We start from the raw sequence: 11,310 nt of genomic DNA on the forward strand, positions 1-11,310 counted from the left end.
GCCCGAGGGGGACGGATGGCGGAGCGGATGCTGGACGGGCGGTATCGCCTCGTCCGCCGGATCGGCGCCGGCGGCATGGGCGAGGTGTGGCGGGCCCACGACGAGCATCTGCACCGCGAGGTGGCGGTCAAGCTGGTCAAACAGTTCGGGCCCGTCGAGGACCCGGTCGTCGCGGCACGGTTCGTCCGCGAGGCACGGGCCGTCGCGCGGTTGTCCAGCCCCCACATCGTCACCGTGTACGAGCTGGGCACCGGGTCGGTGGACGGCGGCCCGCCGGTCCCGTATCTCGTGATGGAACTGCTCGACGGGCGGCGTCTGGACCGGATCGTCCACGGGGGCGCCGGTCTGCCCGCTCTCGACGACGTGGCCCGCTGGGGCGGCCAGATGTGCAAGGCGCTGGACACCGCCCATGCGGCCGAGGTCGTGCACCGGGACATGAAGTCGGCGAACGTCCTGGTCACGGACGGCGACCCGGCCGACCCCGACGACAGTGTGGTCAAAGTGCTGGACTTCGGCATCGCTCGCGTCCTGGACGGCACGGGAGCCCAGTCGGCGCTGACCGTCACCGGGTCGCTGGTGGGCACCCCCGCCTATATGTCGCCGGAGCAGGCACGCGGAGACGCCCACGTGGACTGGCGCACCGATCTGTACTCCCTGGGGTGCGTCCTCCACGAACTGGTCACCGGACGGCTCCCGTTCGAGGCCCAGGCCTGGCATGTGCTGCTCCTCAAGCACATGAACGAGCCCCCGGTCCCACCGAGCCGGTTGCGGGCCGGACTGCCGTCCGGCTGGGACGAGTTGATCCTTGATCTGCTGGCGAAGGACGCGCAGGCCCGTCCGGGATCCGCGGGTGAGGTGCGCGACCGTCTGGCCGCCCTGGGCAACGGCGAGGCCGCGCCGGCGACTCCGGCGCCCCGCACGGCCCCTCGCGCCCGCGCGCCGGAGGCCGCCCCCACCTGGACCCGGCCCACCCCCGGGACACCCGGGCCGGCGGCTGCGCATCCACCCACTCGGCTTGATTCCGGGGCGGCGGGCCCGCGTTCCGCCGAGCGGATCCGCACCGGCGCATCGGCCCCGCCTTCTCCGCCTTCTCGGCCTTCGCCGGCCACTGCACCTGCTCCGCCCCGGCCTCGGTCGGCCGCCGCGACCCCGACGCCTGCGCCGAAGCCCGCGTCGATGCCTTCGCCCGCGGCGGATCCGGGGGCTTCCGCCCCCACACGCCCCGACTGGCTGGAGCACGCCGGATCCGCGCGGCCGGCTCCGGCCGGGCGTCGGCCCGCCGCCACGCCGGCGCAGTCGGTCCGGTCCTCGTCCCGTACGCACGAACCCTTCTCGGTCGCCGCGGTCGTCCTGGCGGTGACGATCTTCGTGGCGCCGTTCTGGCTGGCGCTCGTGTTGACGGCCCTCGCCGGAGCGGGGGCGCGCTGGGCGAACGTCCGGATGTCGCGCCGCTACCGAGGCCGGCACCTGTGACCTGAGCGGGCCCGTCACCGCTCCAACAGCATCCGCTGCAACTCCCGCGCGGCCCGAGGCGGAGCCACGTCGCTGCGGTGGGCCAGGGCGATGGTGCGATGGAGGCCGGGGCGGGCCAGCGGGGTGACCCGCAGGCCCCGGCCGGAGCGGGTGGCGACCATCCGGGGGACCACGGCGACGCCCAGGCCGGCCCGTACGAAGCCCAGCACCGCGTCCATCTCGCCGCCCTCCACCGCGAAGTCCGGCTCGAAGCCGGCGGAGCGGCAGGCGGCGACGGTGAGTTCGCGCAGGTCGTAGCCGTGGCGGAACATCACAAGGCGCTCGCCCTCCAGGTCGGGGACGCGGACGGTACGGCGGCCGTTGCCCGGCTTCGGCGAGTCCGGGGACGACACCACCACCAGGTCCTCGCGCAGCAGCTCCACCGTGGTGAGGGCGGGGGCGGGTGTGGGCAGCGGGAGCACGATCAGGGCCAGGTCCAGGGCGCCGCGCGCGAGCTGCCGTACGAGGTCGTGCGAGCCGCCCTCCTCGATCAGCAGCCGGATGCCGGGGTAGCGGTCGTGGAAGGCGCGCAGGACGTCCGGGAGCAGGCCGGTGCACAGGCTCGGGGTCGCGCCGAGCCGGACCCGGCCCCGCCGCAGTTGCACCAGCTCCTGTACCTCGTGCCGGGCGGTGTCCGTGTCCGCGAGGATGCGGCGGGCCAGCGGCAGCAGCGCCTCACCGGCGTCGGTCAGGGTGATGTTGCCGCGCGCCCGCTGGAAGAGGTCCGCCCCCAACTCCCGTTCCAGCGCCTTGATCTGCTGCGACAGCGACGGCTGCGCCACATGGACCAGCTCGGCGGCCCGGGTGAAATGCCGGGTCTCGGCGACCGCGACGAAGTACTGGAGCTGCTGGAACTGCATCCCTCCACGATACGGGACGATAGTTTCCGGCTATCGAAACGAGCTGTTTCATGTCTTGGACCGATGGGGTGAGGCGGCTCTAGCGTCGTACGCATGGCTCTGGCAACGCGGACGGAACGGGCGGAACGGTCGCAGCGAAAACCGTCCCTGGCGCGCTCGATGTGGGACAGCTCCCTCGGCAAGAAGACGGTGATGGCCGTCAGCGGACTGATCATGCTGGCGTACCTGGTCGTCCATATGCTCGGCAACCTCAAGATCTTCTTCGGCTCGGACGAGTTCAACGGCTACGCGCACTGGCTGCGCACCCTCGGCGAGCCCTTCCTGCACTACGAGTGGGCCCTGTGGATCGTCCGCGTGGTCCTCGTCGTCGCGGTCGTCGCCCACGCCACGGCCGCCTACCAGCTCAGCCGCCGCGACATCAGGGCCCGGCCGGACAAGTACGTCCACAGGAAGCGCCGGGCGAGCTACGCGACCCGCACCATGCGCTGGGGCGGCGTCATCCTCGGCCTGTTCATCGTCTGGCACATCCTCGACCTGACGACCGGCACCGTCCACCCGAACGGCTTCGAGGCCGGACACCCGTACCAGAACGTGATCGACACCTTCTCCACCTGGTACGGCAACGTCGTCTACATCGTCGCGGTGCTCGCGCTCGGCCTGCACATCCGGCACGGCTTCTGGAGCGCCGCACAGACCCTGGGCGCCGGCAGCCGCACCCGCGACCGTGCCCTGAAGACCACGGCGAACGTCCTCGCGCTGGTGCTGACCGTGGGCTTCGTCTCCGTACCCGTCGCCGTCATGACCGGAGTGGTGAGCTGACATGAGTACGTCCTCCGAGTACGCGGACTATGTGACCGGCGAACCGGTCGTCGACGGCAAGGCGCCCGAGGGCCCGGTCGCCGAGCGCTGGGACAAGCGGCGTTTCGAGGCCAAGCTGGTCAACCCCGCCAACCGGCGCAAGCACACGGTGATCGTCGTCGGCACGGGGCTGGCGGGCGGCTCGGCCGGCGCCACGCTCGCCGAACAGGGCTACCACGTCGTCCAGTTCTGCTACCAGGACTCCCCGCGCCGGGCCCACTCCATCGCCGCGCAGGGCGGCATCAACGCCGCGAAGAACTACCGCAACGACGGCGACTCGGTCCACCGGCTGTTCTACGACACCGTCAAGGGCGGCGACTTCCGGGCGCGGGAGTCGAACGTTCATCGCCTCGCCCAGATTTCGGTGGAGATCATCGATCAGTGCGTGGCGCAAGGCGTGCCCTTCGCACGGGAGTACGGGGGTCTGCTCGACACCCGCTCCTTCGGCGGCGTACAGGTGTCGCGGACCTTCTACGCCCGGGGCCAGACGGGACAGCAGTTGCTGCTCGGCGCGTACCAGGCCCTCAGCAGGCAGATCGCCGCCGGGAACGTGGAGATGCACCCGCGGACCGAGATGCTCGACCTGATCGTGATCGACGGGCGGGCGCGCGGGATCGTGGCGCGGGATCTGATCACCGGTCGTATCGACACGTACTTCGCCGATGCCGTGGTGCTGGCGAGCGGTGGGTACGGGAACGTCTTCTACCTCTCGACCAACGCCATGAACTCGAACGCCACGGCTGTCTGGCGGGCGCATCGGCGGGGCGCGTTGTTCGCCAATCCGTGCTTCACACAGATCCATCCGACGTGCATCCCGCGCACCGGCGACCACCAGTCCAAACTGACGCTGATGAGCGAGTCGCTGCGCAACGACGGGCGGATCTGGGTACCGAAGGCCCAAGGTGACACCCGCCCGGCGAACAAGATCCCCGAGGACGAGCGCGACTACTACCTGGAGCGGATCTACCCCTCCTTCGGCAACCTGGTGCCGCGTGACATCGCCTCCCGGGCCGCGAAGAACGTCTGCGACGAGGGGCGGGGCGTCGGGCCGGGCGGGCAGGGCGTCTATCTGGACTTCGCCGACGCCATCCGGCGGATGGGCCGGAAAGCCGTCGAGGCCAAGTACGGCAACCTCTTCGACATGTACCAGCGGATCACCGACGAGGATCCGTACGAGGTACCGATGCGGATCTACCCGGCCGTCCACTACACGATGGGCGGGCTGTGGGTGGACTACGACCTCCAGACCACCGTCCCCGGCCTGTTCGCGATCGGTGAGGCCAACTTCTCCGACCACGGGGCCAACCGGCTCGGCGCGTCCGCGCTGATGCAGGGCCTCGCCGACGGGTACTTCGTACTGCCGGCCACCATCAACGACTATCTCGCCCGGCATCCGAAGCAGGGGGAGATCGGGCGCGAACACCCCGTCGTGCAGGAGGTGTTGGCCGAGACCGAGGACCGGCTGAACCTGCTGCTCGCCGTCGACGGCGACCGTACGCCCGACTCCTTCCACCGCGAACTCGGCGAACTGATGTGGGAGTTCTGCGGCATGGCCCGCACCGACAGCGGCCTGCGGAAGGCCCTGGAGCGGATTCCGCAGATCCGCGAGGAGTTCTGGCGGCGGATCAAGGTCCCGGGCACGGGCGAGGAGTTCAACCAGTCCCTGGAGAAGGCCAACCGGATCGTCGACTACCTCGAACTCGCCGAGCTGATGTGCCTCGACGCGCTGCACCGCGCCGAGTCCTGCGGCGGTCACTTCCGTGAGGAGTCCCAGACGGCCGACGGCGAGGCGGAGCGCCGGGACGAGGAGTTCTCGTACGCCGCCGCCTGGGAGTTCACGGGCACCGGTACGGCGCCCGTGCTGCACAAGGAAGACCTGGTCTTCGAGTACGTCCACCCCACCCAGCGGAGCTACGCATGAAGCTCACCCTGCGCGTCTGGCGGCAGCGGGCCGCCGACGCCGACGGCGCCATGTCCACGTACGAGGTGGACGACATCTCGCCCGACATGTCCTTCCTGGAGATGCTCGACACGCTCAACGAGGAACTCATCCTGCGCGGTGAGGACCCGGTGGCCTTCGACCACGACTGCCGCGAGGGGATCTGCGGGGCGTGCTCGCTGGTCATCAACGGGGACGCGCACGGGCCGGAGCGGACGACGACCTGTCAGCTGCACATGCGGTCCTTCTCGGACGGCGACACGATCGATGTGGAGCCGTGGCGGGCGTCGGCGTTTCCGGTGATCAAGGACCTGGTGGTGGACCGGTCGGCGTTCGACCGGATCATCCAGGCCGGGGGGTACATCACGGCGCCTACGGGGGCGGCGCCTGAGGCGCATGCGACCGCTGTGCCGAAGCCGGACGCGGACTTCGCGTTCGAGCACGCGGAGTGCATCGGGTGCGGGGCTTGCGTGGCCGCGTGTCCGAACGGGGCGGCGATGTTGTTCACCTCGGCCAAGATCAACCATCTGAATGTGCTGCCGCAGGGGGCGCCCGAGCGGGAGACGCGGGTGCTGGACATGGTGGAGCAGATGGACGAGGAGGGGTTCGGGGGGTGCACGCTGGCGGGGGAGTGCGCCACGGCTTGCCCCAAGGGGATTCCGTTGGTGTCCATCACCGGGATGAACAAGGAGTGGCTGCGGGCTGCGCGTCGGGCCGGGAAGCGGTAGCGCCGTAGGGGAGTTGCTGCTTTCGGGGTGCGGGCCCTATGTGGCTGGTCGCGCGGTTCCCCGCGCCCCTTTGGGGCGCGCTGCAGCGGGCCCCTGATCACATGTGAACGTTCGCCGACCCGTGCGGACGGGCGGGGCCGGAGTGGTGCTCATTTCCGGTCCCGCCAAGGTTCCTCGGGGGCCCCGACAGGGCCTAGGAGTGGCCTAGGAGCGGATGGCCAGCGCCTCGTCCATCAGGGCGCGGATCTGCTCGTCCTGGAGGATCGCCTGGTAGTCGGCGCGCGGCGAGAGGCGGCGGTCCTGGTCGCGGAGGGTGCGCAGGGCCGTCTCGACCGCGGGGGTGAGGGTGTCGAAGCGGATGAACGCCCGTAGCGCGTCGTGGAACGTGCCGTACCACTCGCCACCGGCGGCGAACGCCAGGATCTCCTCCTCCAGAACCGGCAGGGCGGTCTCGGCCTCGCCCGTGATCGACCAGAGGGCGATCGCCGCCTGCACTCTCGTCCAGCCCTCGCCGGTGTCCAGGGCGTGGCGCACCCGGTCCGTGTACGGTGCGGCCTCGGCGCCGAAGTCGGCGAGACGGCCGACCATGCCGATGAGGGGCTCCTCACCTTCGGCCGGCAGGGTTTCGCCGACGGCCCGCAGTGCCTCGGCCGGGTCGGCGCCGCCGACGCGCCACAGGGCCCAGTGCAGCCACGGGTGGTTGCCCGGAGGTTCGAGGGACAGGCGCTCGCGCAGGGCGGGTGCGGCGGAGGCGGCGGCCGGGCCCATGGCCACCAGGGCCTCGGTGGCGTCGTGCCGGCGGAAGCGGTCGGTCACGTAGGCCGTGATCTCCGGCAGGGCCGGTAGTGCGTCCGTCTCCCAGGCTTTGAGGGTCGCCAGGAAGTCGGATGTCAGGGCGCCGTGTGCGTCGGGGTCGGTCAGGTCGCGGCGGAGTTCCTCCCGTATCGACGGCAGGAGGACGTCGGCGTGGGCCCGGAGCGGGGCCAGGACGTCCACGATCTCGGGGCGGCGGGGTTCGCCACTGCTGTAGCCGCGGCTGTACTCCTCGCGGAACGGTGCGCAGAGCCGGTCGACCAGGCCGGGCAGCGCCCGTGGATCGTCCATCCGGGTCAGCGCCCAGCAGGCGTGTTCGGCGACGGCGCCCTCCAGGAACTCCACCTCGGCCGAGTCGTCCAGCAGACCGGCCAGTTGGTCGGCGTACGCCGTGGCCCGGGGGCCCAGGATGCCGAGGAGGTGGGCCGCCCTGACGCGTACGGAGGGGTCCGGGTGATGCAGCACGCCGCCCGCGAGCCGCAGCACCGTGGGTTCCACCGACCGGCGGGCGACCAGCAGCAGGAGGCAGCGGTCCAGCACGGCCCGCCACAGATCGGCGTCCTCGCCGGGGCGCAGCGCCGAGGACAGCCGGCTCAGGAACCCCAACTGCTGGGCGGGTGTGTCGTCGAACAGGGCGGCCGTCCCGTGCGCGACGCCCTCACGGTCGCGCGGGTAGTCGTGGTCCCGCTCGTACCAGAGGGTCTCCCAACGCGACCGCGCGGTGGGGTCGGCGAGCGCCTCCACCAGCGGATCCAGCTCGCGGACCGGTACCTCGGTGTCCAGGTCCGCGTAGACCACCACGGCCGCGACCCGAAGGACGGGGTCGGGGTCCTCCAGCGAGGCGTCGAGGACGGCCCGGGTCTCGGTGACCGTCGTGGTCCCGGCGCCGGGGGCCGCCGCGAGACGGCCCAGCTCGAACAGCACCGGCAGCCGGACCGAGAGGTCCCGCTCGGTCCGCCACCGCTCCAGGAGCCGACCGGGACCGTCCGCCAGCGGGACGGCCTGCCGGCGAACCACCGGATCGGGGTCGGCGAGCAGGAGCTGTACCGCCCGGTGGGCGTGGCGCCATGCCTCGGGCCAGCCCGGGTCGACCAGTTCGGGCGGAGTCGTCTCCGGCACCTGGGACAGGAACGCGAGCAGTTCCACGAGGGTCGCGCGGGCGCCCGTCCGGGGATCGGCGGCGAGCGCGACGACGAACGGCAGGGCGGCCGTGGCGGTCGAGGAGACGCCGAGCACCGCTGCCCCCAGGTTGTCGAACAGCGGCCGGCAGTCGTCCTCCGTCGACTCCGGTCCCTTGCGGAACAACCGGGACAGCACCCGGCGTACTTCCTTGGGCGAGACCTTCGGATCGATCGCCTCCAGCCGGTCCCACGGCACCCCGTCCAGTGCCTCCGCCGACAGCTCCGCCACCCGTCACCCCGTTCGTCGATCAGTCCGTCAAGGAGACGGATTTCCCGGCCCGGAGGTTGCCCCCGGTCACGGGCCGGTCACCGCCGTCCGCCGGTCACCGCCGCGACACCCGCCCGTCGACGGAGTCGGACGCCCCGGACACCTGGTCCGAGCCGTTCAACCTCCGCACATCCTGGCTCTCGCAACCGGTCACGCGAGTGTCAGTCGGCGTCGGAAGAACTAGGGCGGCGGACCGCACGTCCCCAGGTCCGCCCCTGACGCCGCCGAGTCGGCCCGTGACCAGGAGATGACATGACCGCCTCCACCCTCGACAGCCCGCCCCAGTCGACGGCCCCCACTCGCTACACCGTCACCCTGGCCCGCAGCGAGGAGGACGTCCGCGCCGCCCAGAGGCTGCGCCACGACGTGTTCGCCGGGGAGATGGGCGCCCTGCTGGCGTCGCCGCAGCCGGGGCTGGACGTCGACCCCTTCGACGCCTACTGCGACCACCTGCTCGTCCGGGACACCCTCACCGGACAGGTCGTCGGCACCTACCGGCTGCTGCCGCCCGAGCGGGCCTCGGTCGCCGGACGACTGTACTCGGAGGGCGAGTTCGACCTCGGCGCGCTCGACGCGATCCGCCCCTCGCTGGTGGAGGTCGGCCGGTCCTGCGTGCACCCCGACCACCGCGACGGCGCGGTCATCAGCCTGATCTGGGCCGGGATCGCCCGCTACATGGTCCAGGGCGGCCACGAGTGGCTGGCCGGCTGCTGCTCCATCCCGCTCGCCGACGGCGGCGCCCTCGCCGCGGGCACCTGGGACCGGGTGCGGACCAAGAACCTGGCGCCGGAGGAGTTCCGGGTACGGCCGCTGCTGCCCTGGGTCCCCAAGGCCGAGGCCCCGGCCGACCGTACGGAACTGCCTCCGCTGCTGCGCGGCTATCTGCGGCTCGGCGCCTGGGTCTGCGGCGAGCCCGCGCACGACCCGGACTTCGGTGTCGCGGACATGTACGTGCTGCTGTCGATGCGCCGGATCAACGCCCGCTACCTGCGCCACTTCCTCTCCCTCGTACCGGCGGCGTGACCCGATGAGCGTGTGGCTGCCCAGCGCGCCCTGCAGCCCGCGGACGTGCGTGGAGGCGAGCCGGCAGGCCGCCGCGGTGCCCCGGGCCGTCGCGCGGTTCGCGGCGGTCGTGGCCCTGGTCCTCCTCGGCGTCCTGGTGAGCCTCGTCGGTCTGCGGCTGCCGGCCGGCGTCGTACGACGGTGGTGCCGGTGGACCGTACGGGCCTCGGGGGTCCGGGTACGGATCTCCGGCGCCGCCCCGCCCACCGGCGGACTGCTGCTCGTCGCCAACCATGTCTCCTGGCTGGACATCCCGCTGCTCGGCGCGGTCCGTCCCGCGCGGATGCTCGCCAAGTCGGACATCCGCGGGTGGCCGGTGGCCGGCGCCCTCGTCGCGCGGAGCGGGGTGCTGTTCATCGAACGGGACCGGATCCGCGCGCTCCCGGAGACGGTCGCGCGCATCGCGGGCGCCCTGCGCGGTGGTGCGGCCGTCGTCGCCTTCCCCGAGGGGAGCACCTGGTGCGGCCGCGCCCAGGGCCGCTTCCGGCGGGCCGTGTTCCAGGCCGCGCTCGACGCCGGCGTGCCCGTGCAGCCGGTGCGGGTCCGCTACCGGTTCACCGAGGGCGGGGCCAGCACCGCGCCCGCCTACGTCGGGGACGACTCGCTGCTCGCCTCGGTGTGGCGGGTCGTGTCGGCACGCGGTGTCGTCGCCGAGGTGGACGCACGGCCCGTCATCGCCCCGGCCGACCACCTCGACCGGCGGGCCCTCGCGGGGGCCGCGCAGGCGGCGGTGATCGACGTGGCGGCGATGGTCGAGCATGTGCCGGACGCGGGCGCCGGGGGAGCGCGGCTTCAGCCGAGGCCCGCGATCCGGGCCAGCCTCCGGTAGGAGTCCAGCAGTGCCTCGCGGTCGTACGTGCTCGTCGTGACCAGGATCTCCTGGGCGCCCGTCTCCTTGACCACCGACTCCAGTTCGTGCGCGACCTGCTCCTCGGTGCCGTACACCTGGCCGGTCAGCCCGGACTCGTAGAAGTCCCGCTCCCTGGCCGTCATCGTCCGCCGCTCGACCTCCTCCGCCGGGGCGAGCGGCGGGAACGTGCCGTGGGTGCGGGAGTACGCCATGGCCCAGGCCTCCGGGAGGAGGATCCGGCGGGCCTGCTCCGGGGTGTCGGCGACGGCGACCGTGCCGGAGACGACGACGTACGGCTCCTCGGCCCAGGCGGACGGGCGGAACCCGGCGCGGTAGCGGTCGATGCCGCGCCGCATCCGGTCGCGGTCGCGGAGGTCGCCGATCACCATCGGCAGGCCCGCCCGCGCGGCGATGTCGGCGCCCTCGCCCATCGCGAGCACGAACGGGGGTACGGCCAGGCCCTCCGCCGGGCGGGCGCGCACCCCCGTCGGGGAGGTGCCCCGGAACCAGCCGAGCAGCTCCTCCAGCTGGCCCGCGAAGTCCTCGGCGTCGTCCTTGTCCCGGCCCAGCGCCTTGCGTACGCCGTCCGTGAAGCCGACGGAACGGCCGAGGCCCATGTCGATCCGGCCCGGGAACAGGGACTCAAGGACGCCGAACTGCTCCGCGACGACCAGGGGGCGGTGGTTGGGGAGCATGACGCCGCCGGTGCCTACCCGGATCGTGTGCGTGGCCGCGGCGATGGCCGCCGCCAGGACGGTGGGGGCGGAGCCGGCTACGCCGGGTACGCCGTGGTGTTCCGCGACCCAGAAGCGGTGGTAGCCGAGGCGCTCCGTGTGCTGGGCCAGCCGCACGGTGTTCTGGAGGGCCTCGGGGGTGGGGTGGCCCTCGCGGGTGCGGGAGCGGTCGAGGACGGAGAGGCGGATGGAGGAGAGGGCCGGGGTCATATGGGGTTCAACGCTCTGGGGGTGGGGGGATTCCCTGACGTCGCGGGCTGCGGGTGCGTGGGGCTTCTCGCGCAGTTCCCCGCGCCCCTAAAGATTCAGACCCCTGCGGGCCTGAAAGACCGCGACCCCGCCGGCCTGAAAGGCGACGGGGCTGCGGGCCTGAAAAGCACGGGGCGTAGCCCCTGCTTTTCAGGGGCGCGGGGAACTGCGCGAGAAGTCCCACCGGGCCCGCGGATGACCGCGCGCCCCCCACCAACGCCGAGCGGCGCCCGGAATTGTCCGGACGCCGCTCGGT

9 protein-coding genes are annotated in these 11,310 nt (G+C 72.4%); 6 read left to right on the forward strand and 3 right to left on the reverse strand.

Features of this window, described 5'->3' with window-relative positions:
• The first annotated feature begins 15 nt into the window (after positions 1-15).
• On the forward strand, positions 16-1,473 hold the full coding sequence (locus ABT147_RS25420; RefSeq protein WP_351410010.1) for a serine/threonine-protein kinase: 1,458 nt from the start codon (positions 16-18) through the stop codon (positions 1,471-1,473).
• A gap of 14 nt (positions 1,474-1,487) precedes the next feature.
• On the opposite strand, the gene ABT147_RS25425 is transcribed toward ABT147_RS25420, so the two are convergent.
• The gene (locus ABT147_RS25425; protein WP_351410012.1) at positions 1,488-2,372 is read right to left on the reverse strand and encodes a LysR family transcriptional regulator; all 885 of its coding nucleotides are present in this window, start codon (positions 2,370-2,372) and stop codon (positions 1,488-1,490) included.
• Positions 2,373-2,519: 147 nt separating this feature from the next.
• On the opposite strand from ABT147_RS25425, the gene ABT147_RS25430 reads away from it, so the two are divergent.
• Genes ABT147_RS25430 through ABT147_RS25440 form a run of 3 tightly spaced genes read left to right on the forward strand, consistent with a single transcriptional unit; the run spans position 2,520 to position 5,897 of the window.
• Positions 2,520-3,191 carry a succinate dehydrogenase gene (locus tag ABT147_RS25430; RefSeq protein WP_351410234.1) on the forward strand — a complete coding sequence of 224 codons (672 nt, stop codon included), beginning with the start codon at positions 2,520-2,522 and terminating at the stop codon, positions 3,189-3,191.
• A gap of 1 nt (position 3,192) precedes the next feature.
• Positions 3,193-5,151 carry a fumarate reductase/succinate dehydrogenase flavoprotein subunit gene (locus ABT147_RS25435; RefSeq protein ID WP_351410015.1) on the forward strand — a complete coding sequence of 653 codons (1,959 nt, stop codon included), beginning with the start codon at positions 3,193-3,195 and terminating at the stop codon, positions 5,149-5,151.
• Positions 5,148-5,897, forward strand: a complete 750-nt coding sequence (locus tag ABT147_RS25440) for a succinate dehydrogenase/fumarate reductase iron-sulfur subunit (RefSeq protein WP_351410017.1) — start codon at positions 5,148-5,150, stop codon at positions 5,895-5,897. The genes ABT147_RS25435 and ABT147_RS25440 overlap by 4 nt, the downstream gene beginning before the upstream one ends.
• Before the next feature lie 204 nt (positions 5,898-6,101).
• Here the strand turns inward: ABT147_RS25440 and ABT147_RS25445 are convergent, their stop codons facing one another.
• Positions 6,102-8,120, reverse strand: coding sequence for a hypothetical protein (locus ABT147_RS25445; protein WP_351410020.1), 2,019 nt, complete (start codon positions 8,118-8,120; stop codon positions 6,102-6,104).
• Between the two features lie 291 nt (positions 8,121-8,411).
• Between ABT147_RS25445 and ABT147_RS25450 the strand changes: the two genes are divergently transcribed.
• Both ABT147_RS25450 and ABT147_RS25455 read left to right on the forward strand, forming a co-directional pair.
• Entirely contained in the window at positions 8,412-9,182 is a 771-nt protein-coding gene (locus tag ABT147_RS25450) for a GNAT family N-acetyltransferase (protein WP_351410022.1), read from the forward strand.
• Between the two features lie 4 nt (positions 9,183-9,186).
• Complete coding sequence (locus tag ABT147_RS25455; RefSeq protein ID WP_351410024.1) at positions 9,187-10,050, forward strand: lysophospholipid acyltransferase family protein; 864 nt, start codon at positions 9,187-9,189, stop codon at positions 10,048-10,050.
• Here the strand turns inward: ABT147_RS25455 and ABT147_RS25460 are convergent.
• Positions 10,014-11,015 carry an LLM class flavin-dependent oxidoreductase gene (locus ABT147_RS25460; protein ID WP_351410026.1) on the reverse strand — a complete coding sequence of 334 codons (1,002 nt, stop codon included), beginning with the start codon at positions 11,013-11,015 and terminating at the stop codon, positions 10,014-10,016. The two genes, ABT147_RS25455 and ABT147_RS25460, sit on opposite strands and share 37 nt — an antisense overlap.
• Positions 11,016-11,310: the final 295 nt, after the last annotated feature.

The sequence above is a fragment of the Streptomyces sp. NPDC001868 genome, assembly GCF_040297125.1.
Classification (GTDB): Bacteria; Actinomycetota; Actinomycetes; order Streptomycetales; family Streptomycetaceae; genus Streptomyces.

What these genes read in the sequence shown, in the direction of transcription:
- ABT147_RS25455 (WP_351410024.1), top strand. Translation starts at nt 9,187, where the DNA reads ATGAGCGTGTGGCTGCCCAGCGCGCCCTGCAGCCCGCGGACGTGCGTG.
- ABT147_RS25425 (WP_351410012.1), bottom strand. Translation starts at nt 2,372, where the DNA reads ATGCAGTTCCAGCAGCTCCAGTACTTCGTCGCGGTCGCCGAGACCCGG.
- ABT147_RS25420 (WP_351410010.1), top strand. Translation starts at nt 16, where the DNA reads ATGGCGGAGCGGATGCTGGACGGGCGGTATCGCCTCGTCCGCCGGATC.
- ABT147_RS25460 (WP_351410026.1), bottom strand. Translation starts at nt 11,015, where the DNA reads ATGACCCCGGCCCTCTCCTCCATCCGCCTCTCCGTCCTCGACCGCTCC.
- ABT147_RS25450 (WP_351410022.1), top strand. Translation starts at nt 8,412, where the DNA reads ATGACCGCCTCCACCCTCGACAGCCCGCCCCAGTCGACGGCCCCCACT.
- ABT147_RS25440 (WP_351410017.1), top strand. Translation starts at nt 5,148, where the DNA reads ATGAAGCTCACCCTGCGCGTCTGGCGGCAGCGGGCCGCCGACGCCGAC.
- ABT147_RS25435 (WP_351410015.1), top strand. Translation starts at nt 3,193, where the DNA reads ATGAGTACGTCCTCCGAGTACGCGGACTATGTGACCGGCGAACCGGTC.